The sequence below is a fragment of the Microvirga terrae genome, from assembly GCF_013307435.2.
Lineage (GTDB): Bacteria > Pseudomonadota > Alphaproteobacteria > Rhizobiales > Beijerinckiaceae > Microvirga > Microvirga terrae.
The window spans coordinates 1,068,045-1,092,190 of the sequence record NZ_CP102845.1 but is presented as its reverse complement, the minus strand read 5'-3'; the positions used below and the strand labels follow the sequence as shown (position 1 = coordinate 1,092,190).

Sequence of the window (24,146 nt, the reverse complement as noted above, 5' to 3'; positions counted from 1 at the left end):
CTTGAAGACAGCAGCGATCATCGCCAGCGCCGGCCTCATGGCCCTCGGCACCCTCGGCCTCGCCCAGGCCCAGACCAGCGGCACCCCCGGCTCGCCCTTCCCGAACGCCGCTCCGCACGAAGTCCAGATGATCAACGGCGTACCCTGCCGGACCATTCTCGACCGCGAGAGCAACACGCGCGTCCCGGTCCAGTGCGCCAGCCAGGCCGGCATGATCGGAATGGATCCGACGACCACGGGCAGCGTTCTCGTCGCCCCGCGGGCCGCCGGGGCCCCGGTCTCCGGCACGCCGGCCTCTGCCTTCCCGACGGCCGCCCCCCACGAGATCCGGGTTATCAACGGCGTGCCGTGCCGGACCGTCCTGGTCCAGGGCACCGACCAGCGCGTTCCCGTCGAGTGCGCCCGGTAACCGTCCCACCCGTCGACAGGCGCGGACGCCTTGTTCCGCGCCTCCCCCTTCCATGCTGAAAGCGAAGCGCGATCCGGACAGGGCACAACGGCTCCATTGCGCTCCGCCGCTCGCCCGATCCATCCGAAAAGACCCGACCTGAGTCTCCTGCCGAGCCCGTAGAGCCCCTTCCGGTCGCCCCGATGCCTCGGCCTTCGGTTCGAGGCGCGCGACACCGGTCTCCCTTGGCTTTGGGGGGCCACCCTGCTATTGCGGCCTGAACATTCTTATATCAGCAGAATTATGACCGCTCGCACCTTCGACAACATCCGCAACTTCTCCATCGTGGCCCATATCGACCACGGCAAGTCGACGCTCGCCGACCGCCTGATCCAGACCACGGGGGCGCTCTCCGCCCGTGAGATGACGGAGCAGGTGCTCGACAACATGGATATCGAGCGTGAGCGTGGCATCACGATCAAGGCGCAGACCGTGCGCCTCGACTACAAGGCGCAGGACGGCAGGACCTACATCCTGAACCTCATGGACACGCCCGGGCACGTGGACTTCGCCTACGAGGTCTCGCGGTCGCTGGCAGCCTGCGAGGGATCTCTGCTGGTGGTCGATGCCTCCCAGGGCGTGGAGGCCCAGACCCTCGCCAACGTCTATCAGGCCATCGATGCCAACCATGAGATCGTGCCGGTCCTCAACAAGATCGACCTGCCCGCCGCCGATCCTGACCGGATCAAGGAGCAGATCGAGGAGGTAATCGGCATCGACGCGTCCGACGCGGTGCCGATCTCGGCCAAGACCGGCCTCAACATCGAGGGCGTGCTGGAGGCCATCGTCCAGAAGCTGCCGCCGCCGAAGGGCGACCCGGATGCCCCGCTCAAGGCGCTTCTGGTCGATTCCTGGTACGACGCCTATCTCGGCGTGGTCGTGCTCGTGCGCATCGTCGACGGCACGATGAAGAAGGGCCAGACCATCAAGATGATGGGCACCGGCGCCTCCTACGCGCTCGACCGCGTCGGCGTGTTCTCGCCGAAGATGACCGAACTGGCCCAGCTCGGCCCCGGCGAGGTTGGATTCTTCACGGCCTCGATCAAGGAGGTGGCCGACACCCGTGTCGGCGACACCATCACCGACGATCGCAAGCCCACCGCCGAGGCGCTGCCCGGCTTCAAGCCCGTGCAGCCGGTGGTGTTCTGCGGCCTCTTCCCGGTCGATGCCGCCGAGTTCGAGAACCTGCGCTCCGCCATGGGCAAGCTGCGCCTCAACGACGCCAGCTTTTCCTACGAGATGGAAACCTCCGCGGCCCTCGGTTTCGGCTTCCGCTGCGGCTTCCTCGGCCTGCTGCATCTCGAGATCATCCAGGAACGCCTGGAGCGCGAGTTCAACCTCGATCTCATCTCCACGGCTCCGTCCGTGGTCTATCATCTGAAGCTGCGCGACGGTTCGACCATCGAGCTGCACAACCCGGCCGACATGCCGGACGTGATGAAAATCGAAAGCATCGAGGAGCCGTGGATCCGCGCCACCATCCTCACGCCCGACGATTATCTCGGGTCGGTCCTCAAGCTCTGCCAGGAGCGGCGCGGCGTCCAGATCGACCTCAACTATGTCGGCAAGCGCGCCATGGTGGTCTACGACCTGCCGCTCAACGAGGTGGTGTTCGATTTCTACGACCGCCTGAAGTCGATCTCGAAGGGCTACGCCTCCTTCGACTACCACATCTCCGACTACCGCGAAGGCGACTTGGTGAAGATGTCGGTGCTCGTCAACGGCGAGCCTGTCGATGCGCTCTCCATGCTGGTCCATCGCGACCGGGCCGAGGGTCGCGGCCGCGCCATGTGCGAGAAGCTCAAGGAGCTTATCCCGCCGCACATGTTCCAGATTCCCGTGCAGGCAGCCATCGGCGGCAAGATCATCGCCCGCGAGACCATCCGGGCCCTGCGCAAGGACGTGACGGCCAAGTGCTACGGCGGCGACGCCTCCCGCAAGCGCAAGCTGCTCGACAAGCAGAAGGAAGGCAAGAAGCGGATGCGTCAGTTCGGCAAGGTCGACATCCCACAGGAGGCCTTCATCGCCGCGCTGAAGATGGACACCTGATCGAGAAACCTCGAAGCGTCTTCCGCTCACATCAAGGCCCGGCTTTTACCCAGGCCGGGCCTTTCATTTTGTTGCTGCACTGCAGCAGCAAAGGCTGGAACCTGCCCCCCGCCTCAGAGTTCAACTCAGCGCGGGGCTTTGGTCTCTCCAATATGATCGCTGGCTGAAGAACGGGGTCTTCCGACGCCGGGCTTCGGCACGTCCATAGGGGCACAGGGCCGAATCGTTCCGCATGCCGCACATCCGAGCCACAGGATCTCGTTCAAAGGAGAACCCATGTCTTCGTCCCTGCGGGCCACGCTGCCGACGCTTTTCGCCCTTCTTCTCGGCTACGCTCTCATGCAGGTCGGCAATACCCTCCAGGGCACGCTGCTCAGCGTGCGTGGGAGTATCGAGCAGTTCACGCCGACGGAGATCGGCGCCGTGGGCGCCGCCTTCTGGGGCGGGATCGTGATAGGCTCGCTTTACGCCGGGCGCGTGATCCAGCAGGTGGGCCATACCCGCACCTTCGCGGCGCTGGCGGCGGTTGCCGCGTCGACCGCGCTGTTCCACCTCCTGGTGATCAGCCCGGCCGTCTGGATCGCCGCGCGGGCTCTGACCGGCTTCTGCTTCGCCGGCCTCTTCATCGTGGTCGAAAGCTGGCTCAACGCTTCCGTGACCGCCCAAACCCGTGGACAGGTTCTCAGCGTCTACGGCATGACCGGACTGATCGCTGGCATTGGTGGGCAGATGCTTCTGCCGGCGGGCGATCCATACGGCTACCGCCTGTTCTGCTTCGTCGCCATTCTCATCTGCCTCGCTCTGGTCCCGACCGCCCTGTCGCGCGCCACCGCGCCCGCTCATGCGGTCAGCGACACGAAGATCAACCTGATGCAGCTCTACCGCCAATCACCCTTCGGCGTGGTGGCGGCCGTTCTCTGTGGCGTCACCACGAGCTCGTTCTTCGCGCTCGGACCCATCTGGGCGCAGGAGCGCGGACTGGACACCACAGAAATCGCGATCTTCATGGCCTGCGGCACGCTCGGCGGGTTCGCCACCACCTATCCGCTGGGCTGGCTTTCGGACCGCATGGACCGGCGCCACGTGATCATCGGGGCCTCAGCGATGGCGGCCGCGATCCTGCTCGCGCTCATTCATTTCGTGCCGCTCACGGTGCCGGTGTGGCTGATCTTCCTCTATGTGGCCGTCTTCGGCGGCAGCGTGATCCCGACCTACAGCATCGTCACCGCCCACGTGAACGACATGGTGAAGCCCGGCGAGTTCGTCGCGGCGGCGGGCGGGCTTCTGATCCTGCAGGGCGTGGGTGCCACGGTCGGCCCGATCATCGCCGGCATGGCGATGACGGAGTTCGGACGGTTGGGCCTTCTCTACGTCGTGATCATCGCCCAGGCGCTCATGGCGATCTGGGGCGCCTATCGCAGCCTGCAGCGCGCCGCGCCTCCATCGGAGAAAAAGGAGACCTTCGTTCCCGAACCCTCCATCCCGGTCGGCACGCAGCTGGAAGCCTCCTGAACGCCTCCAGCCGGTCGGGCGCTATACCAGCAGCGATTGACCGCCGTCGATCCAGACCGGCGTGCCGGTGATGTGCCGTGCACGGTCGGAGGCGAGGAAGAGCACGAGGTCGGCCACCTCGTCGCTCGTGCCCGGATCCTGGCCGGTCAGCGGGATAGAGCCGGCCGGATATTCGGCAGGAACCTCGGCCTCTTCCGTATGCCGCTTCGTAGTGTTGTCTGAGATCTCCGTGTCGATCTTGCCAGGACAGACCACATTCACGCGGATCCTGTGCTTGGCGAGTTCGACGGCTAGCATCTGCGCCATCGCCACCTGGGCCGCCTTGCTGGCCGAATAAGCGGTCGCGCCCGCGCTGGTGAAGGTCCGCGATCCGTTGATCGACGCCGTGATGACGATGGCGCCCCCGCCCTTCTTCAAATGCGGGACCGCATGATGGAGCGTGAGATAGGTGCCGCGCAGATTGGTATTGATCGTGCGGTCCCATTCCTCGGGCTGCAGCTCGTCGATGGGAGCCCAGACGCCATTGATGCCCGCATTCGCGAACACGATATCGAGGCGGCCGAAGGCCTGGAGCAGATCGGCCAGGGCCTTGCGCATCTGACCGTCATCCGCGACGTCGGCCACCAGCGCGACGGCTCTGCCGCCGGCCTGCTCGATCTCCTCGGCGACCTTGCGGATTTCGTCGTCGGTGTGGCTCAGCACGCCGATCATAGCGCCCTCGCGCGCGAAGCGCAGGGCGGCCGCCTTGCCGATGCCGGATCCTGCGCCCGTCACGAGCGCGACCTTGCCTTGAAGCTCCATGATACTGCCTTTCCTCTAAGCGGACCTGTCCCTGAACCGGAGGAAGCGGCGCCTTGTTCCCTCCGCCTACGCCAGGCCGACGCGGCGCCCGGAGGCATCGACCACCGGCTCGCCGTCTTCCTTGACGAATTCGCCCTGCGGTGGCGGCAGGATGTCGAGCACCGTCTCGGACGGGCGGCAGAGCCTCACCCCCATGGGCGTGACGACGATCGGGCGTTCGATCAGGATCGGATGCGCCATCATGGCGTCGAGCAGATCATCGTCGCTCAGAGAAGGATCTCCGAGGCCGAGCTCCTCGTAGGGCGTGCCCTTCCGGCGGATCACGTCGCGGACGCTCACACCCATGCGCTCGATCAGCTGACGAAGGAGCAGACGCGTCGGGGGCGTCTTCACATACTCGACGATGTGCGGCTCGATCCCGGCGTTTCGGATCAGCCCCAGGGTGTTGCGGGAGGTCCCGCATTGGGGATTGTGGTAGATGATCACGTCCATGACGTTTCCTGACGATGGAGGGCGGGGCTTGCGCAGGCCATTCTGTCTCAAGGCTGGAGGATGGCGCATCCCTGGCGCGTCAGATCAGCCCTGACATGCGGGTCCGCTCTGCACCTTCAACCGCGCCAGCAGATGCTGTGCGAGTGCATTGTAGGCCGAGCGGGTCTCGATGCCCGACAGGGAGAGCTCGAGCACCCACTTGCCCGCCAGCGGAACGATCAGGGTCTCGACCGTCAGGGCATGGGAGGCGGTCGGCAGATTCGGATCGATCCAGGTGGCGGACCACCGCGTCGCGCCGGCATCGGATGACAACGAAACCGACTGCGCCGGGCGTCCGAGAAGCTCCTCATAATCCTGCTGCAGGGCGGCGGCATCGCGACTGGCAAGATCGGGCTGCGGCATGTCGCGCAGGTCTTGGGCGGACCGAAGTCCCACGGAAAGCTCCTCGTCGGAGGACACAGCCTTAATCACGGTTTCGGTCCTGCGCCATTCATCCGGCAGAGAGAGGAAGAAGCAGAGATCCGACGCTGCCCGGCCGGAGACCGTCGTCTGGCGAGCAGCCGGATCGAACCGCACCTGGACGGGTTCGCTCATGGGGGCCGGATCGAGCGGATCATTGGCGGCCTGGGCCACGGAAGCCATGGCCCATCCTGCCAGAATGACAGCCCCGCGGGCCCATGCTCTCCAATCGTCTACGCTGCGCACCATGGCCTCCAGCCGTAGCGGACCCTCACAACCATAGCAACGCATCCGAAGCGCAACGGTTGCCTGTCCACAGCGACGCTTCCGCGCGGGATACCGGGCGGATCTCTTCCCGGTCCGGGCCGGCAGACCTCGGAGGAGACGGCGTGCTGGCAGCGGATTCAAGAGAAAGGCGGGCTCAGGGCCCGCCCTCCTCGTCCGTGATCAGCCGCGGGCGCGGGCGCGGATCATGAAGGTGTCGTAGGCGTATTCCGCCACCTGGAACCAGAGATATTCTTCGCCGCGGAACGCCTTGTAGCTGTCGTAGATCTTCTTGAAGTCGGCATTCTTGGCCGAGATCTCGTCATAGACCTCGTTGGCCGCCTTGTAGGCCGCGTCCATGATCTCCTGCGAGAACGGGCGCAGCTGTGCGCCGTTGCCGACCAGGCTGCGCAGGGCGGCCGGGTTGCGGGCGTCGTACTTGGCTTGCGTGTCGACGTTCACGTAGCCTGCGGCGGCCTGGACGGCCGCCTGGTAGGACTTGGGCAGCTCGTTCCACTTCTGCAAATTGACGTAGAAGTGGATGGCAGGGCCGCCTTCCCAGAAGCCCGGATAGTAGTAGTACGGCGCGACCTTGTTGAGACCGAGCTTCTCGTCGTCGTAGGGCGCCACCCATTCGGCGGCATCGATGGTGCCGCGCTCCAGCGACGGATAGAGATCGCCGCCGGCGATCTGCTGGGGCACCACGCCGAGCTTGCCCATGATCTGGCCGGCCAAGCCGGCGATGCGCATCTTGAGACCCTGGAGATCCTGGACGGTCTTGATCTCCTTGCGGAACCAGCCGCCCATCTGCACGCCGGTATTGCCCCCGGGCAGAGCGTAGACGTTGTGCTTGGCATAGAACTCGTTGAGCAGGGTATTGCCGTTGCCCTGATAGAGCCAGGCGTTCATCTGGCGGGAGTTGAGGCCGAAGGGCAGCGAGGTGCCGATGGCGAAGGTCGGGTCCTTGCCCACGTAATAGTACGAGCAGGTATGGCCCATCTCGACCGTTCCACCGCCGATGGCGTCGAGCGCCTGAGGCGCGCCGACGATCTCGCCGGGTGCGAAGGTCTGAATCTGGAACTTGCCGTCGGTCGCTTCCGCGACGAGCTTAGCGAAGGTCTCGCCGCCACCATACAGCGTATCGAGGGATTTCGGGAAGGCCGAGGTCAGGCGCCAGCGAACCTCCGGGTTCGATTGGGCGATGGCCGGCTTGGCAACGGCTCCTGCGGCGGTGCCGAGGGTGGCAGCCTGGAGGAATGCACGACGTTTCATGGGCGTCCCTTTCATTCGTTTCCGCTTCAAGGCGCACATGAGACCGAAAGTTTCAACGCGACGCACTCAAACGAATAGTTGAGACGCCCCTATAGCGAGCCGGGCGGAAGATGGGAGAGGGTTCGAAGCAGGGACTTCATGCATCCAGCGCATGCGTGAGCTGGCCCGGAGACGAAGCTCGCGGCCAGCTGCACCAAACCGTCCGGCGTCGCGGAAAAGGACCGTCAGAAGATCAGCTCGCCTGCGCCCCAGGCGAGGAGGATCAGGAGGATGAACGCGAGGAGAAACAGGCCGAACAGGACCTTGGCGATCGTCTTGGCCCCGGAGGCGACGCCGGTGAACCCCAGGGCGCCCGCCACAAGGGAAACTACCAGAAAGATCAGAGCCCATTTCAGCATGTGCGTATCCTTGTCGCTTATGGCCGAGCTACAGGGATTAAGCGCCCAAGCTTGATCCGGTTCCGGTTGCCAGGGCTCAGATCACGACGGTGACCTTCTCGGCCGCGCGGGTCAGGGCCGTGTAGAGCCATCGGCTGCGATGCTCGCGAAATGCGTAGGACTCGTCGAAGAGAACGAGGTCGTCCCATTGCGAGCCCTGCGCCTTGTGCACGGTCAGCGCGTAGCCGTAGGTGAACTCGTCGGATTCCTTGCGCAGGACGAACGGCACCTCTTCTTCGGTTCCCTCGAAGAAGGCCTTGTGCACCGCGACATCCACGGATCGGCGACGGGCGTCGTCGTCGGGCAGCACGTCCATGCGGATGAAGTCGTTGCGGATGCCGCGCAGAGCCTGGATGGTCCAGGTGCCGCCGTTGAGCAGCCCCTTGGTCTTGTCGTTGCGCAGGCACACGAGCTTCTCGCCCGCCGCCGGCATGGGATCGCGGTAGCCGTTCAGTTCGCGCAGGCGCGTGTTGTACAGGCGCCGGGTCTTGTTGAGGCCGACGAGAACCTGATCGGCCGCCATGACGGCGGCGGCGTCGATCTCGCGGCGGCGGATGATGCGGCTTTCGCCGTAGGTCCCGGGCCCCAGACGCCCGCCCTCCCGAACCGTCATCGACAGATGGATGATGGGATTGTCCTTGGCCTGCCGGTGCACCTCCGTGAGCATCACGTCGGGCTCGCCGTCCGTGAAGAAGCCCCCGCCCTTCACCGGCGGCAACTGCGCCGGATCGCCCAGGACGAGTACGGGCTGCCCGAACGACAGGAGATCGCGCCCGAGTTCCTCGTCGACCATGGAGCATTCGTCGATGATGATGAGGTCGGCCTTGGAGGCCGGGCTCTGACGGTTGAGCACGAATTGCGGACCGTTCTCGTCCGACTCCCGCGAGCGGTAGATCATCGAATGGATCGTCGAGGCGTCGGTGCAGCCCTTGGTGCGCAGCACCAGAGCCGCCTTGCCCGTATAGGCGCCGAAGGCTACCTCGCCGTCCACGTTCTCGGCGATGTGCTTGGCGAGCGTCGTCTTGCCCGTGCCGGCATAGCCGAAGAGACGGAACACCGGACGGTCGCCGCGGCGCAGCCAGTCGGCGACGGCTTTCAGAGCGGCATCCTGTTGCGGCGACCAGGTCATGCGGATTTCGCCTCGCGATGTAGGGAATAGAGAAGACCGAGGATGATGATTCCGCTCCCGAGGAAGACGTATGGATCGAGCGGCTCGCCATAGAACTGCCAGCCGACGAAGGCGATCAGCGGGATGCGCATGAAGTCCAGCGGGACCACCATGGTGGCATCGCCCCGCCGGTAGGCGTTGGTCAGGCAGTAATGCGCCAGGAGGCCGCCGACGCAGATGCCCACGAGGGCCAGCGCGTGCGAGGGCTGGACCTGAAGCCAGAAGGCCCGGCGCACGCCCGCGAGGTTCATCGGAAGCTGCAGCAGGTTCATGAAGAACAGGATCGAGAAGGTGCTTTCCGTCATGGTCAGCCGCTTGGTCATGATCGCCACCAGGGCGAAGCTGAACGCGACGCCGAGCATGAGGAAACTGGCCGGCTGCAAGGTTTCCAGCCCGGGACGGAGGATCACGAGAATGCCGATGAAACCGAGCACGATGGCGACGAGACGACCGCCTGTCATCTTCTCCTTGAGCAGCGGGATCGCCAGCAAGGCGACCCAGGCGGGCGTCGTGAACTCGAGGGCGAAGACGGTCGCGAGCGGCAGGAGCGTGAGGCCGAACGCCCATCCGTCGGTGCCGAGGAAATGCAGGACGTTGCGAGCCAGGTGCAGCGGAAATCGGCGCGGCTTCAACCCGGGCCGCAGGTCCGGCCGGAGCAATGCGAGCAGGAGCAGGATGAGGACTCCCGCGGCGTTGCGCACGGCGAGCATCTCAAAGATCGAGAACGCGGGTGCGAGCGCACGCACGGCGATGGCCGTTGCGGAGAAGGAGAGGAGTGCGCCGCTCATCCAGAGAATGACGGCGAGGATGCTGCGATGGGGCACGGCGGTCCAACCGATGTGAGGATCCACTCGCTTAGCCTGCCTCCGCGACCGCGTGAAGCCTCCATGGGAATTCGAGCGAGCGACGAACACGCGCATGAGGCCGGGGCTGAAGCAGACCACGGTGGACCGTCGCAGCGACGATCCTGCGGAGGATCCCGATGTGTGATTCTCGACAGGGCTGACGACTCTCCTGCCGCTTTTGGTGCCGCTCGTGCGGAAATTTTTACGCCACGCGGGAAGGGGACTCGAGGCTACGGAAAAGGCGCTTTCGACCCTCTCCAAGTGGATAGGATTCGTGACGTGATGTTTAACATCCGTTAACACGTCCGAATACTCTGAATGGCGAAATCATCATCTTTGTAATTCGAATAAGCCTTTGAATATAAACGCAAATTATGTATGCGCGATATTGCGTGCTTGCGTTCCGAAATGTGTCGGGGGGCCTAAGGAAGCATCTCTAACTGTCTCATCTTGAACCCGATATTGAGTCTTAGATCTGCAAGTGCAGAGAGGCGTGCCTCGCAAAATATCCACAGAAAAAGTGCACGTTCTACTGTCAACACTTTTCGATAATCGGAACCCGCTTGGTATAACGACGTTGCCTTGCAAGCGTGACGGTTGCACGCGAAGGCCCTTGAAGGAGGCGGCTATGCCGACAGACACTAAGTCAAACCCGCTGACGATGCTGTTCACGGGAGACACCGGTGCGACCAGCACCAAGAAGACCGCGAAGAAGAGCAGCAGCGCACGCCGCAGCTCGACCAGCACCGCCAAGAAGGCTGGAACGAAGAAAACCGCTGCCAAAAAGTCGGCCGCGAAGTCGACCTCCCGGTCGGCAGCGAAATCGTCGGCCAAGTCCGGCGCGAAGAAGACCACGGCCAAGAAGAGCACGGCGAAGTCCTCTGCCACGAAGACCTCGGCCCGTTCATCGGCAAAGTCGGCAGCGAAGAAGACGACCGCCAAGAGCGCTGCTAAGAAGACCACTGCCAAGAAGACCGCTGCCAAGAAGACCACCGCCAAGAAGTCGACTGCGAAGAAGACTCCGGCCAAGTCGGCCGCCAAGAAGTCCGTTTCGCGCTCGTCCTCGGCCCGTTCGACGACGGCCCGCAAGTCCGCCTCGCGCAGCTCCAGCCGCAGCGCAGTGAAGTCGGCTTCGAAGGCGCGCAGCGCGTCCAAGTCGACCCCGAAGCGTGCAGCCGCCGCTTCGAGCCGGACCTCTGCCACGAAGAAGTCCGGCACGGTTGCCAAGCGGTCCTCGGGCTCCCGCTCCTCGAGCGCTCGCAAGAGCCCCTCGAAGTCGCGGAAGCGCTAAGACCTCCATGCGGCAGGCGCCGGGACAGGTTCATCCCTGTCGCCCGGCTCCTGCGCATAGAAAATCGCCCGGCGAAAGCCGGGCGATTTTGCTTTGGGAGAATGACCGGCTGCTTATCGGCCGGTGCTCATCGGATCGCTGGCGCCCCAATAGGGCGTGGCGTTGTAGTAGCGGTGGACGTGCTCTTCCCATTCCCGGTCGTAGGAGGCGTCATGACCTTCCGCGCTGCGCCGGGGCGCGCCGCGGAGCTGGTCCTCGGAGAGGTTCAGCTCATAGGCATCGAGTTCGGTGTTGTACTTCAGGACGCTCCAGGGAAGGGTGTAGTACTCCTCACCGAGCCCCATGAAGCCGCCGAAGCTCATCACCGCATAGGCGACCTTGCCGGATCGCTTCTCGATCATCACGCGCTCGATCGTTCCGATCTTCTCGCCGTCCGAGCGGCGCACCGGCGTTCCTTCGACCTTGTCGCTGGCAATCAGGCTGTGGGTTTCCCGAACGTCGCTGCTTTGTGCCGTCGTCTGCATCATTGCGCTCCCTTCATGTGTGAGATCCAAGGCATCGGACCCAAAAGTGGACCCGCTTTTGGGATCCGTCCGATGCTTCATCTTTAAACGGGCGCATCGCTGGGCGCGGATAACCGGGGCCACTTTTCCGCACGATGCGCTAGGGCAACGCTCGGGTTGAAATGCCGGTTCCGGTTCGGGCCCGGACCGTCAAGGATTTCAAGGCGTTTGAACGTTCCTCGCGCCAAGCGCTGCCGTAGGAACCCGCTTCCCGACCTCACGTTGACCCACGTTTATGAAACTTGAGGATATGAAGGAGAGTGCCATGGCGGTTCGCCAGAAGCCGGTCGGGGACCAGGTCGTTGTCATCACCGGCGCATCGAGCGGCATCGGACTAGCGACGGCCCATCTGTTCGCCGAGCGCGGCGCGAAGGGCCTCGTCCTGGTCGCCCGCAACGAAGACGCGCTGCGCAAGATCGCCGATGAGCTCAGCCATGGGCCGACGCGGGCTGTTGCCGTGGCGGCGGACGTCAGCAAGCGCGAGGATTTAGACCGGGTGGCGCGCACCGCCGTCGAGACCTTCGGCGGGTTTGACACCTGGGTGAACGATGCGGCCGTGGCCCTGTACGGCAACGTCACCGACATTCCCATGGAAGACCAGCGCCAGCTCTTCGACGTGAATTACTGGGGCGTCGTCAACGGCTCGATGATCGCCGCGGACCACCTGCGCCATCAGGGCGGCACCATCGTCAACGTGGGTAGCGTCCTGTCCGAGCGGGCCATGATCCTCCAGACCCAGTACTCGGCCTCCAAGCATGCGGTGAAGGGTTTCACGGACGGGCTGCGAATGGAATTGGCGAACCAGGGCGCGCCGGTCGCGGTCACCCTGATCAAGCCCTCCTCGATCGATACGCCCTATGTGGAACATGCGCGCAACTATCTCGATCGGGACAACGCCGTCCCGCCGCCGGCCTACGATCCGCATCTCGTCGCCAAGGCGATCGTGTATGCGGCCGAGCACCACCGCCGCGAGATCACCATCGGGTTCGGCGGGTGGATCATCGGCGCCATGGGCAAGGTCGCGCCTCACCTCGTCGACAAGGCGATGGAATGGACGGGCTATGGGTCGCAGACGACCGACCATCCCGAAAGGCCGGCCATGCGCGACAACCTCTATCAGGCCCGCGAGGACGGCGACATGTACTCGTCGCTCCCCGGCGAGCCGCGCAAGACGAGCCTGCTCCTGGAAGCGCAGATCCACCCGTTCGTAACGGCGGCCGTGCTGGCCGGGGTCGCGGCCGGCATCGCGGCCCTGTTCCTGCCGTCCCTGGCGGCGAGCCGGAGTCCGAAGCGCGCCAAGCGGCCGACGCCACGTTATCAGCCGGCCATGCGCCGCACCGGCAACGGTCACGACAAGCACACCTACGGACCGGGGCACATGACCCAGCGCGGGCCTTATGAGGGCCGCCCGCAGCCGCGGCACTGATGATGCGTGAGGGCCGGATCCCCGATCCGGCCCTTTCTGCCGAGAGCGACAACATGGCCGCTTCCCGCACGTTCCGAACGGAATGGTTGCAGGCTAGCCTTGCTCCATGATTCCGATTCGCTCCCTCGCCATCGCGCTCGCCCTTCTGGTCGGCGGCTCCGCCGCCGCGCAGGACAAGGGCACCCTCGACCCGAAGCCGCTGCCGCCGCTCGCCGATCCCGGCGATCCCAAGCTCGCCGCAAAGGAACTCTTCGGGCGACGCGCCACGCCGGCCGATCTTCGCTCGCGATCGATCGGCAGCTATGCGCGAGGGTGCGTGGCCGGTGCGGCGGCGATCCCGGTCGACGGCGACAATTGGCAGGTCATGCGCCTGTCCCGAAACCGCAACTGGGGCCATCCGCAGATGATCGGCTTCCTGCAGCGCTTCGCCACCCGGCTTCCAAGCGTGAACGGATGGCCGGGCCTTCTCGTCGGAGACATCTCGCAGCCGCGCGGCGGCCCGATGATCACGGGCCATGCCTCGCACCAGATCGGCCTCGATGCCGATATCTGGCTCACGCCCATGCCCAACCGCCGCCTCTCGCGGGCGGAGCGGGAGGAGATGTCCGCAACCAACGTGGTGCGCGACGACTTGCTCGACGTCGATCCGGCCCGATGGACGCCGCAGCACATGGCCCTGATCCGTGCCGCCGCTCAGGAGAGAAGCGTCGCCCGGGTCTTCGTGAATCCGGCCATCAAGAAGGCGCTCTGCCGGGACGCGGGAGCGGACCGCGCCTGGCTGACCAAGGTGCGGCCGATCTGGGGCCACAACTACCATTTCCACATCCGCCTCGCCTGCCCGGCCGGCGAAGCGGGCTGCTCCGATCAGGATCCGCCTCCTGGCGGAGAGGGCTGCGGGGCGGAGCTCGCCGCCTGGTTCACGCCCCAGATGCTGCGTCCCAAACCCGGCAAGCCCCGGCCGCCGCTCACCATGGCGCAACTGCCGAACGAGTGCCGTACCGTTCTTGACGCGCCCTGAGACGGCCCTGAAGCAGAAAGGCTCGCACCTTTCGCGATGCGAGCCTTTCACAGCCATTTCTTAAGAACGGGACGACCGGGTCTATTCCGCCGCTACGCCGACGCCGATCTGGCAGGAGACGCCGGTGCCGCCCAGGCCGCAATAGCCGTTCGGGTTCTTGGCCAGGTATTGCTGGTGATAATCCTCGGCGAAGTAGAACGGTCCCGCGTCGAGAATCTCGGTCGTGACCGGCCCGTAGCCCTTGGCCGCGAGCGCCTCGCCGTAAGCGGCCTTGGACGCCTCTGCGGCCTTCTTCTGATCCTCGTCGAACACATAGATCCCGGAGCGGTACTGGGTACCCACGTCGTTGCCCTGGCGCATGCCCTGAGTCGGGTCGTGATTTTCCCAGAAGGTCTTCAGCAGGGCCTCATAGGAGGTCACCTTCGGATCGTAGACCACCAGGACGACCTCGTTGTGCCCGGTGAGGCCCGAGCACACTTCCTCGTAGGTCGGGTTCGGCGTGGTGCCGGCCGCGTAGCCCGCAGCGGTGATCCAGACGCCGTCACCCAGCTGCCAGAACTTGCGCTCCGCGCCCCAGAAGCAGCCGAGGCCGAACACGGCCTTCTCCATCCCGTCGGGATAGGGCGGCTGAAGGGGGCGGTCGTTGATGAAGTGCCGCTCAGCCGTCGGAATCGGGCTGGTCCGGCCGGGCAGAGCCTCGGCGGCGTTCGGCAGGTCGAGTCGTTTGCGGAAGCTGAACATGAGAGGTCCTCGCGTGACCTCGCTTATGTAATCACTGCCGGGTGCCCGCGGGAGGGGGCGGTTCCGTCACCTTCCCGTGAAAAGTGAGCCCTTTTATCGCGCCGAGCGATGGGCTCATCAAACAAGGGACATCGGGGTCGATCCCACATGTGGGATCGACGCTTGGGTCCGGTGCTCTAGCGGCCTGCGAGGTAGCCGATCGGCTCCAGGGGCTTCTGCCCGAGCCACATCAGCAGCGCACCGACCAGGAAGCCCGTCACTGAGGCCGGCATCTGCAGGACGTAGGTGGCGATCGGATCCCACAGCCAGGGGTAACCACGCTGGGCGATGCTACCCTCGAGCGAGGCCATCCCGCTCGGGAAAAGAGTGCCGCCGACCTTTCCGATCGAAGCGAACGATACAGCATTGTTGACGATCGATCGCGTTCCATCGATCACCAATCCGATAAATCCCGCTGCGATCAGCAGGAGGCCAAGGCTACGCGCTAGGAACTTCAAGGGAAGATACCTCTATGAACAGAGAGGGAATTATCTAGAGCGTTTTGTCGCAATGGCAAAGGCGATTCCGGCTGATTTGTGACAAGTTCGGACTTGCCTTTTGCCATGATTTGGCGATACACGGGCGCTCCGCAGACAGAAGCGGAGAACCGGCCGGCCCGCAGCACGCGGGCAGTTCGACGGTTCATGGAGCCTCAAGAGGCTCATGCTGGAGGGGTGGCCGAGTGGTTGAAGGCGCACGCCTGGAAAGTGTGTATACGGGAAACCGTATCGCGGGTTCGAATCCCGCTCCCTCCGCCATTTTATCAGAGTAAGTAACTGAAAATCTGAGAATTCAGCCCTTTTATAAATTAATAGCCCTCAATCCAGCCCACATTTGTACCGGACTGGCGATTATAAGCTACCCTCAGTTGCATTCGGTTTGTTAACCATAGGCGGGAATGCACCTCATGCTGCTGGAGGAGGGTCTGCATTGTCGATGGCGATCAAACAAGAGAGTTGATGCTAAGCAACCTCTACTTGGCCGCTGTGAAATTATGTGACATCCGCTCTTAGTAGTTCCGAGAATGATTAGTTCTTAGAGATCGCCTCACTGGCGACAGAATCTCTGAATCTCGTATCCTGTCCGAATTGCGGACAACTGTGTCGGAGTTCGGACCTCCCCTCTCCGCCACAACTCCCCCACAAATCGCTGAAATAGCTAGGAAACTCAGCATGCATCGCGAGGCGGCCCCAACAGCGAAGCGTAGCTCTGGTTTCCAGTTAAAGCTTGGCGTTGGATCCGCTCGTTTTGATACTTACGATGTCGTTGTGGTTGCCAGTTGGCGTTCTCGACGTTTCGGAGGCGGGTGCTTCGACGATCGACGCCAGAGCAGTCACAGGCGAACTGAATACCTACTGCTCAGGTTTGGCCGCTCTTTTCACGATGCTGATAGGTATGGCCGGATATCGGTCCGCTGAACCGGGGTGGTAATCAAGTGCAATGAAAGCATCTGTAATAAGAGAACATGCGAAGCTCACCCCTTCTAGAAAATCCCGAATCGCTTCTTTGGTGAGGTGCATTTCGCCCGTCCAGATCACGAGGAAATAACGCTTGTAAGGACCATCCTTGAGGTCTGTTGGATTGTCCTTCTCTTCGATCCTCCCGCGAAGCTCAGTTAGAAACTCCTCACGGGTCCACTCGTGGTGGTGCATAAAACCTTTCTTGGTCTTGATCGACTTAATCGAAGCCCTCAACGCCCGTTCGTGAACTAATTCGGTCACCTCAATGCCGCAGCGGACTCCTCGGATAATGGCCTCGCAATCGGGCGGGTCCTGGTTGCCTCTGTGCCGTAGGTCAATGAACTGGATCCCAGCAGCGGTCAGCGTTCGTTCCACATCATCAAGTTCATCACGATCCCGATGGATCCTCTTGGTTGATCGAGCGCCCTGGAATGGACGAAGTTGATCAACGTAGGTCCGAAGCTCTTTGGCTATCTCATCCTCATCGTCCATAGCCACTCGCTCCATCTACCTCTTGATTCGGTTTTCTCTTGAGAACACAGAACACATACACGAGGCCAGCTAGCAGTTTTGAAAACTGATCATTCCCACTGAAGGTTTGAATGAACGTCAGTGCTCTTCATTTCGAAACCGATCCGTTGTCCCATTGTGTGCGTGTGACCCAAAGGCAGCCGTAAAGGACCGCGGTATAAAGGTCCGCTCCCCGCGCACGTTCAGACATTTGCTCTTCGTCCGCTGTGTGCCAGTTCCAGACCTTACGAAACTTCCTGAGGTCCCGCTATTTTGCTCCTGCGTCGGAAAGTGATGACCAATGGGCTGCGGCTTGCACGAGGTCCGCATTGCTGACCTACGCCAACGGCCCGGCGATCTTCACGGCCTGAGCCTTCCGGCCCGGGCGCATGATCAGGATCACGGTGTCGATGTCGGCACGCCCGTTGAGGCAACGATCATCGGAGCAGGCTACAATAAAACTTTCGTGCTTTCGCCATGCGTGGCCTCCCTCCTGAAGCGCGTCAACACAGGAGGGGGCTTGATGTCCGGCATGACACGGCTACTCGGCAGCATCCGGCACATTCGTCGGCTTGTCCTCCAGGGCAGACGCGATGGCTTCGTCGACCCGCTCCAGCCAAATGAATTCAAGCCGGGCCCGCGTATCCTCGGGGATGTCCTCGAAGTCGCGCCGATTGCGGGACGGCAGCATCACCCGGGTGAGCCCCGCCCGCGCGGCCGCCGTGACCTTTTCCTTGATCCCGCCCACCGGCAGGACAAGCCCGCGCAGGCTGATCTCCCCCGTCATGGCCGTGTCGCTGCGCACCGTTCGGCCCGTCAGAAGCGAGACCAGCGCCGTGAACATGGCCACGCCCGCACTTGGGCCATCCTTCGGAGTGGCTCCCGCGGGAACGTGGATGTGGACGTCGCTCTTCCCGAACAGGGCGGGATCGATGCCGAATGAAGCGGCGCGGCTCTTCACCAGGGTCATCGCCGCCTGTGCGCTCTCACGCATGACATCGCCGAGCTGCCCCGTGAGAATAAGGCCGCCCTTGCCTGGAGCACGGCTGGCCTCAATAAACAGGATGTCGCCGCCCACCGGAGTCCACGCCAATCCTGTGGCGACCCCTGGCACGCTGGTACGCATCGCCACCTCGTCCTCAAAGCGGACCGGACCGAGGATTGCGGCGAGATCCCCGGCGTCGATGCGCACGTGCTCGGCGCTGCCCTCGGCGATCCGCACGGCAGCGTGGCGCAGGGCCCGGCCGATCTCGCGCTCCAGGTTCCGGACGCCGGCCTCGCGGGTGTAATCCCGGATGATCCGGCGCAAGGCCTCGTCGCTGGTCTCGGCCTGCTCGGCCTTAAGTCCGTTCGCCTCCAGCTGCCGCCGAACCAAGTAGCGCCGGGCAATCTGAAGCTTCTCGTCCTCAGTGTAGCCAGCCAGGGTGATGATCTCCATGCGGTCGCGCAGGGGACCCGGAATGGTGTCGAGCATGTTGGCGGTGGCGATGAACACCACGCGCGAGAGGTCGAACGGAACGCCCAGATAGTTGTCGCGGAAGGTGGCGTTCTGCTCAGGATCGAGCACCTCCAGCATGGCCGCGGAGGGATCCCCCTGGACGCCGCGTCCCATCTTGTCGATTTCGTCCAGCATCATCACGCAATCGCGTGCGCCAGCCTTCCTGATCGCCTGGATGATGTTGCCCGGCAAAGCGCCCACATAGGTGCGCCTGTGGCCGCGGATCTCCGCCTCGTCGTGGACGCCGCCGAGGCTAACCCGCATGAAGGGCCGCCCCATGGCGCGGGCAATCGACTGCCCAAGGGACGTCTTGCCGACGCCGGGCGGGCCAGCAAAGCACAGGATCGGCGCCTTGCCGTTCGGGGCGAGCTTGCGCACGGCGAGATATTCGATGATGCGCTGCTTGATCTTCTCAAGCCCGAAATGGTCCTCGTCGAGAATGCGGCGCGCCTCCACGATATCGATGGGTTTCTCCTCGGGCAGGGCCCAAGGCAGTTCGACGAGCCAATCGAGGTAGGTCCGGATCATCCCGGCCTCCATGGCGCCCTCCGGCATGCGCTCATAGCGGTGCAGCTCGCGGCGGGCCTGCTCCTCAACCTCCGGCGGCATGGCGGCTTTCGCAATCTTCTCGGTGAGTTCCTGAACCTCCTGGGCGCGCCCGTCGCCTTCGCCCAGCTGGCGCTGAATCGCCGCCATCTGCTCGCGCAGGATTACCTCGCGCTGGCGTTCGTCCAAGGTGGCCCGGGTCTGACGGCCGATCTCCTGCGTCAGGCGCAGGACCTCGATCCGTTCGGCCAGCAGGCGGGAGACCTTATCGAGCCGCGCGGTGAGATCAATGGTTTCCAGAAGCTCCTGCTTCTGGTCAGCACCGACATCGAGATAAGCCGCAACGAGGTCTGCCAAAGTCCCAGGCGTCGCGGCGGCCTGCACAGTTCCAACAAGCTCCTGTGGCACCTGCGGTAGGAGCTGCAGCGCCTCAAGTGCCTGCTGCCGGAGGTGAAGAAAGCGGGCCTCAATGTCCGGTGTTAGGATTCCCGGCTCCTCAATCGGCAGAACCCGCGCCACGATGAACGGCCGCTCCTTCACGAACTCGGTGACCCGGAAGCGCTGCTCGCCCTGGAGGACGACATGGTGCGTGCCGTCAGGCGCATTCACATAGCGCAGGATGTTGGCGACGGTGCCGGTTCTGTGCAAATCAACCGCGGCCGGGTCGGCCTGCTCCGCGTCCCGCTGCATCAGGAGGCCGATCTGACGCTCCTCCCTCACCGCCTGCTGGGCCGCGGCGATGGAGCGCTCACGGCCGAGCGCAATGGGGAACACTGTTCCTGGGAACAGGACCGTGTTGCGCACGGGTACGATGAGAAGGCCATCCGGCGGAAGAGCCTTCGCGGAGTTGTCCGAACCAGGGCTTGTGCCGTCCTCGGCCGCGCGCGGAATATCATGTGAGACGATCATGACGGATGCTCCTCAAAGCGCTTTGCGGAGGCTGATAACCAGACATCCGTCTCCGGCGGCACGCCGGACGGCGTCATACCGACCTGGCGGCAGCGGGATGCGCCGCTCGAACCGGCCCTGCGGCAGCTCCAGCCGGTGGATCACGGCGGTGCGCAGTTGCGGCGGCAGAACGCGGCGGCCGGCGACCACGAGGGTTCCGTCCTCGATCACCGTCTCGACCTGGTCCGGCGCCACGCCGGGCAGAGCAATGAGGATGAGAACTTCCTGCTCGGTCTCAAGCACATCAATGGGGGGCTCCCAAGCTGCGCGGCGCATCGCCGAAGGCGGTTGGAACATCTGTCGGTGCAGGCGCTCGGCACGGGCAAGCGCCTCAATTGCTTCCGAGAGCATCCAGTCTGCCGGATCTCGCATGGCCACGCATACCTTAGCTTGTGGTCCGGACCCGGGGTCTGTTCATCCGCGTCAGGGTCGCGGACGCTCCGGGGACAAGACCGATTGGAGCATGCAGCTTCGTCAATGCATCGGCAGCCCATTTGGTTCTTGATTGCGAAACGCATCAATCCAAATCGATACCACGGGCACGCTTCCGATGGAGGCGTTCGCCCTGAAGGTCAACCGGTGCAGCATCAGGGCTCAACACGGCTGGACCGGTCGATGAGAGATGGTGTCGGTTCTGTCCCGGCAGAGCTGACAGCGGATTGAAAGGTGAGCACCATGCAAACCAACGAACCGAAACCCGATGACAGCGACCCGGCGGACGAAGCCAGCCTGGAGTCGTTCCCCGCCATCGATCCGCCAGCATGGACCGGGACGCATCCCGGCCCTGTCGACGTCTCAGCCCTTCTTCGCCGCACGAGGGAGGCACGGGCGGTCTGGAACCATGCCCTTGAGGAGGCGGCCCAACTCGCGGACGGGACAGACTTGGGCCTTTCCTCGCGGATACGGTCCCTGAACCAAGCGGAGCCAGATAATGGCTGACACGTTGTCCGTGACCATAGCCAGAAGGATTCGGACGAATGCACCTCAGCGAGATCGCCTGCGAGATCCTGGACCTGTTTCGCGAGACCCACCGGCGGCCCGGTGCCCGGATCATGATTACCACGCTCGATTACCGCTTCGGCACGGACCCCGCGGTCGCGGTGGCCATCGCGGAGCTGAGGGACGCAGGCTTTCTCATAACCCCTGACGCCGAGACGGTCGAACTGACCGCCAAGGGCTTTGATGCGATCCAGGGCCGTAGTTACCACCTGGAAGACGACTGACCACCTGCATCGGCTGCTCTGTTATGTAAGGGTGGGCTGATCGAGGTCGGCCCACGCTGTTTGGTTCCAGCCACGTACCTTCCCTCAGGGATCGACCGGTATGCTTACAGGCCCTCGCAACTGTTACCCTCCACAAATCGCGCCGAAGCGGTGTGCCGCGGCGAGCGTCTGCTGAAATGACAGAACGCCCGTCCGCGACGTGGGATAGCCAGCATGGAGGCATGCCATGGCAGACGGATTGTGTGACATCTGTGGTGTCCGGCCTGCGACCGTTCGAGCGCAGGTGATCAGCAACGGCCAGCGCGAGACCATGGAGCTCTGTGACGTCGATTACCGGCGTTTGGCGCGGCAGCAGCGGCCGAGTTCGCCGCTGGAGTCCCTCTTCGGCGGGCGCGGCAGCCTGTTCGACGACTTCTTCGGTGGCGACGTCGTCGGCGAGAGCCCGCGCGGCAGCGTGGGGAGACTGGCCGATGAGCCTTCCGACACCGGGGATGGCGGCACGCCCATTCCGGTCCGGTCCGGGCGTGGACGCACCCGCGGCCGCGGCGCGGCAGCAGGCATGGCGGACCGTCTGAGCGAGCATGCTGAGGAGATCCTCCAATCAGCCGCACGACGGGCTGGCGACTTCGGCCGCCGCGAGGTCGACACCGAACATCTCCTGCTCGCTCTGACCGAAAGTGACGTCGTCCGCACCATCCTCGACCAGTTCAAGGTCTCGCTCGATGACCTGCGCAACCAGATCGTCCAGGAAAGCCCCCGGGGCGACTTCAACCCAGAGGAAGGCGGCGAGATCGGCGTCTCGCCCCGGGTGAAGAGCGCTCTCTCCCGGGCCTTCTCCGTCTCCGGCGAGTTCGGCCACTCCTATGTCGGACCCGAGCACCTGCTCATCGGCTTGGCCGAGGAGGGGGAAGGCATCGGACCCGATGTCCTTAACCGCTATGGCCTCACCCCTCAGGCCATCCGCCAGCAGGTCGTCAAGGTCGTCGGCCGCGGCGCCGAGGAAGGACGGGTCGATACGCCCACCAACACGCCCAATCTCGACAAATACTCGCGCGATCTCACTAAGCTCGCCCGCGAGGGCAAGCTCGATCCGGTGATCGGCCGCGCCAAGGAGATCGAGACCGCCATCGAGGTGCTGGCCCGGCGCAAGAAGAACAACCCGGTCCTCATCGGCGAGCCGGGTGTCGGCAAGACAGCCATCGTCGAGGGTCTTGCCCAGCGCATCGTTGGCGGCGAAGTGCCGGAGAGCCTGCGCGACAAGCGCCTCGTGGAGCTGTCCATCAACTCCATGGTGGCCGGCTCCAAGTATCGGGGCGAGTTTGAGGAACGCGTTCAGCAGATCCTCAAGGAGGTCACCGAGCGCGAGGACGAGCTGGTCCTGTTCATCGACGAGATCCACACCATCGTGGGGGCCGGCCAGGGCGGCGGCGAAGGCGGGCTCGACATCGCCAACGTGTTCAAGCCGGCGCTTGCCCGCGGCGAGCTCAACCTGATCGGCGCAACGACGCTCAACGAGTATCAGAAGTACATCGAAAAGGATGCCGCCCTGGAGCGCCGCTTCCAGCCGGTCTTCGTGCCCGAGCCGACCGTTGCCCAGACCATCATGATCCTGCGCGGTCTACGGGATACCCTGGAGGCACACCACAAGGTAACGATCACGGACGAGGCCATCATCGCGGCGGCGGAACTGTCCGACCGCTACATCACCGGGCGCTTCCTGCCTGACAAGGCCATCGACCTGATCGACCAAGCCGCTGCGCGCGTAAAGATCTCGGCAACCGCCCGGCCTGTGGACGTCCAGGAAATGGAGGCCGAGGTGCGCCAGCTCAAGCGCGAGCAGGACTACGCCTCCTCCCGCAAGCAATTCGACCGCGCCTCCGAAATCCAGGCCCGGCACGATGCCCGCAACAAGGATCTGCAGGGCGCAAACGAACGGTGGCGGCGTGAACGCGGCTCGGCCTCGACCGAGGTGCGCACAGAGCATATCGCACAGGTGGTGTCCAAGCTCACCGGCGTGCCGGTCAACGAACTCACAACCGAGGAGCGCCAGCGCCTCGTGAAGATGGAAGAGCGCCTGCACCAGCGCGTGATCGGTCAGGAGGAGGCAGTCAGGGCGGTCAGCGACGCCGTGCGCCTGGCGCGCGCTGGCCTGCGGGAGGGGCGCCGTCCCATCGCGACCTTCCTGTTCCTCGGCCCCACCGGCGTCGGCAAGACGGAACTCGCCAAGGCTCTTGCCGAAACCGTCTTCGGCGAGGAGGACGCGATGATCCGCCTCGACATGTCGGAGTACATGGAACGCCACGCGGTCGCCCGCCTCATCGGTGCGCCTCCTGGGTATGTCGGCTACGAGGAAGGCGGACAGCTGACCGAGCGCGTGCGGCGGCGGCCCTATTCCGTCGTGCTTCTCGACGAGATTGAGAAGGCCCATCCGGATGTCTACAACGTGCTGCTGCAGGTGTTCGACGATGGGCGGTTGACCGACGGCAAGGGACGGGTCGTCGACTTCACCAACACGATCCTGATCGCCACGTCGAACCTGGGCTCCGACATCATCCAGCGCCACCTCAACCTGCGCGGCACGGCCGAGGACGATCAGGCCCGTCTGAAGCGCGAGCTGATGGACGTGCTGCGCGGCCACTTCCGGCCGGAGTTCATCAACCGCATCGACGAGATCATCGTCTTCCATGCCCTGGCGCGGAGCGAGATCCGCTCCATCGTCGAGCTTCAGCTGGAGCGCGTCAGGCGGACCGCCCATGGCCAAGGCGTCGAGCTTGATATCGACGGCAGCCTTGTCGACCACTTGGCGGCCGCCGGCTTCCGGCCGGAGTTCGGAGCCCGCGAGCTGCGGCGCCTCATTCGCTCCGAGCTGGAGACCCAGCTTGCCCGCGCAATGCTGGCAAACGAGGTTCAGGAAGGTGACCGGGTGAGCGCACGTTGGGACGGAGACCAGCAGAGGGTAGTGCTGGAGCCGCAGCCCAAGGCAGAGGGTGCGACAAAGGCCGCGGGCGCGACCGATGACCACCGTGATGCGGTCGAGCTGGACCGGGACGCCCAGCGCGGAGCCGGCGACAGCAGGACGGCCGCCGAGTGAGGACAAGGAGGCGCACCAGGCAGCACGCGCGGCGGCGCAAGCACC

The 24,146-nt window shown here is 64.2% G+C and carries 21 protein-coding genes and 1 tRNA gene; 8 read left to right on the top strand and 14 right to left on the bottom strand.

What is annotated here, in order from left to right; all coding sequences use genetic code 11:
* Position 1: 1 nt before the first annotated feature.
* The 3 genes from HPT29_RS05070 to HPT29_RS05060 all read left to right on the top strand — a co-directional run bounded on the left by HPT29_RS05070 (position 2) and on the right by HPT29_RS05060 (position 4,009).
* Positions 2-409 (top strand): hypothetical protein, encoded by a 408-nt coding sequence (locus HPT29_RS05070; protein ID WP_173947684.1) that lies wholly within the window; start codon positions 2-4, stop codon positions 407-409.
* Positions 410-691: 282 nt separating this feature from the next.
* Positions 692-2,497, top strand: coding sequence for a translation elongation factor 4 (gene lepA / locus HPT29_RS05065; protein ID WP_173947683.1), 1,806 nt, complete (start codon positions 692-694; stop codon positions 2,495-2,497).
* A 276-nt stretch (positions 2,498-2,773) separates the two neighbouring features.
* A complete protein-coding gene (locus tag HPT29_RS05060; RefSeq protein ID WP_173947682.1) occupies positions 2,774-4,009 on the top strand; it encodes an MFS transporter in 1,236 nt (411 codons plus the stop codon).
* 21 nt (positions 4,010-4,030) lie between these two features.
* Here the strand turns inward: HPT29_RS05060 and HPT29_RS05055 are convergent, their stop codons facing one another.
* The 9 genes from HPT29_RS05055 to HPT29_RS05015 form a co-directional block, all read right to left on the bottom strand.
* Positions 4,031-4,810 carry an SDR family oxidoreductase gene (locus tag HPT29_RS05055; protein ID WP_173947681.1) on the bottom strand — a complete coding sequence of 260 codons (780 nt, stop codon included), beginning with the start codon at positions 4,808-4,810 and terminating at the stop codon, positions 4,031-4,033.
* Positions 4,811-4,876: 66 nt separating this feature from the next.
* Positions 4,877-5,302, bottom strand: coding sequence for an arsenate reductase (glutaredoxin) (gene arsC / locus HPT29_RS05050; protein ID WP_173947680.1), 426 nt, complete (start codon positions 5,300-5,302; stop codon positions 4,877-4,879).
* Positions 5,303-5,386: 84 nt separating this feature from the next.
* Positions 5,387-5,944, bottom strand: coding sequence for a hypothetical protein (locus tag HPT29_RS05045; protein ID WP_173947679.1), 558 nt, complete (start codon positions 5,942-5,944; stop codon positions 5,387-5,389).
* A gap of 264 nt (positions 5,945-6,208) precedes the next feature.
* Complete coding sequence (locus HPT29_RS05040) at positions 6,209-7,297, bottom strand: TRAP transporter substrate-binding protein (RefSeq protein WP_173947678.1); 1,089 nt, start codon at positions 7,295-7,297, stop codon at positions 6,209-6,211.
* 224 nt (positions 7,298-7,521) lie between these two features.
* Positions 7,522-7,695, bottom strand: coding sequence for a DUF1328 domain-containing protein (locus HPT29_RS05035; RefSeq protein WP_152715814.1), 174 nt, complete (start codon positions 7,693-7,695; stop codon positions 7,522-7,524).
* 76 nt (positions 7,696-7,771) lie between these two features.
* Positions 7,772-8,863 (bottom strand): ATP-dependent DNA helicase, encoded by a 1,092-nt coding sequence (locus HPT29_RS05030; protein WP_173947677.1) that lies wholly within the window; start codon positions 8,861-8,863, stop codon positions 7,772-7,774.
* Positions 8,860-9,753 carry a DMT family transporter gene (locus HPT29_RS05025; protein ID WP_259060486.1) on the bottom strand — a complete coding sequence of 298 codons (894 nt, stop codon included), beginning with the start codon at positions 9,751-9,753 and terminating at the stop codon, positions 8,860-8,862. Before HPT29_RS05025 ends, HPT29_RS05030 begins: the two co-directional genes overlap by 4 nt.
* A 366-nt stretch (positions 9,754-10,119) precedes the next feature.
* Positions 10,120-11,010, bottom strand: a complete 891-nt coding sequence (locus HPT29_RS05020) for a hypothetical protein (protein ID WP_173947676.1) — start codon at positions 11,008-11,010, stop codon at positions 10,120-10,122.
* A 141-nt stretch (positions 11,011-11,151) separates the two neighbouring features.
* On the bottom strand, positions 11,152-11,562 hold the full coding sequence (locus HPT29_RS05015; protein WP_173947717.1) for a PRC-barrel domain-containing protein: 411 nt from the start codon (positions 11,560-11,562) through the stop codon (positions 11,152-11,154).
* A gap of 304 nt (positions 11,563-11,866) precedes the next feature.
* On the opposite strand from HPT29_RS05015, the gene HPT29_RS05010 reads away from it, so the two are divergent.
* Together HPT29_RS05010 and mepA are read left to right on the top strand one after the other, a co-directional pair.
* Positions 11,867-13,027 carry an SDR family oxidoreductase gene (locus HPT29_RS05010; RefSeq protein ID WP_173947675.1) on the top strand — a complete coding sequence of 387 codons (1,161 nt, stop codon included), beginning with the start codon at positions 11,867-11,869 and terminating at the stop codon, positions 13,025-13,027.
* Between the two features lie 106 nt (positions 13,028-13,133).
* Complete coding sequence (gene mepA, locus HPT29_RS05005) at positions 13,134-14,045, top strand: penicillin-insensitive murein endopeptidase (RefSeq protein ID WP_173947674.1); 912 nt, start codon at positions 13,134-13,136, stop codon at positions 14,043-14,045.
* A gap of 81 nt (positions 14,046-14,126) precedes the next feature.
* On the opposite strand, the gene msrA is transcribed toward mepA, so the two are convergent.
* Both msrA and HPT29_RS04995 read right to left on the bottom strand, forming a co-directional pair.
* On the bottom strand, positions 14,127-14,786 hold the full coding sequence (gene msrA / locus HPT29_RS05000) for a peptide-methionine (S)-S-oxide reductase MsrA (RefSeq protein WP_173947673.1): 660 nt from the start codon (positions 14,784-14,786) through the stop codon (positions 14,127-14,129).
* A 176-nt stretch (positions 14,787-14,962) separates the two neighbouring features.
* The gene (locus tag HPT29_RS04995) at positions 14,963-15,283 is read right to left on the bottom strand and encodes a PetM family of cytochrome b6f complex subunit 7 (protein ID WP_173947672.1); all 321 of its coding nucleotides are present in this window, start codon (positions 15,281-15,283) and stop codon (positions 14,963-14,965) included.
* Positions 15,284-15,493: 210 nt separating this feature from the next.
* Between HPT29_RS04995 and HPT29_RS04990 the strand changes: the two genes are divergently transcribed.
* Positions 15,494-15,583 (top strand) — tRNA-Ser (locus HPT29_RS04990).
* A 594-nt stretch (positions 15,584-16,177) separates the two neighbouring features.
* On the opposite strand, the gene HPT29_RS04985 is transcribed toward HPT29_RS04990, so the two are convergent.
* The 3 genes from HPT29_RS04985 to HPT29_RS04975 form a co-directional block, all read right to left on the bottom strand.
* Positions 16,178-16,777, bottom strand: a complete 600-nt coding sequence (locus HPT29_RS04985) for a hypothetical protein (protein WP_173947671.1) — start codon at positions 16,775-16,777, stop codon at positions 16,178-16,180.
* A 559-nt stretch (positions 16,778-17,336) separates the two neighbouring features.
* Positions 17,337-19,748 carry an endopeptidase La gene (lon, locus tag HPT29_RS04980; protein ID WP_173947670.1) on the bottom strand — a complete coding sequence of 804 codons (2,412 nt, stop codon included), beginning with the start codon at positions 19,746-19,748 and terminating at the stop codon, positions 17,337-17,339.
* A gap of 12 nt (positions 19,749-19,760) precedes the next feature.
* A complete protein-coding gene (locus tag HPT29_RS04975) occupies positions 19,761-20,165 on the bottom strand; it encodes an Hsp20/alpha crystallin family protein (protein WP_173947669.1) in 405 nt (134 codons plus the stop codon).
* Positions 20,166-20,764: 599 nt separating this feature from the next.
* On the opposite strand from HPT29_RS04975, the gene HPT29_RS04970 reads away from it, so the two are divergent.
* Together HPT29_RS04970 and HPT29_RS04965 are read left to right on the top strand one after the other, a co-directional pair.
* Positions 20,765-21,010, top strand: coding sequence for a hypothetical protein (locus HPT29_RS04970; protein WP_173947668.1), 246 nt, complete (start codon positions 20,765-20,767; stop codon positions 21,008-21,010).
* 226 nt (positions 21,011-21,236) lie between these two features.
* Complete coding sequence (locus HPT29_RS04965; RefSeq protein WP_173947667.1) at positions 21,237-24,101, top strand: ATP-dependent Clp protease ATP-binding subunit; 2,865 nt, start codon at positions 21,237-21,239, stop codon at positions 24,099-24,101.
* The last annotated feature ends 45 nt before the right edge of the window (positions 24,102-24,146 follow it).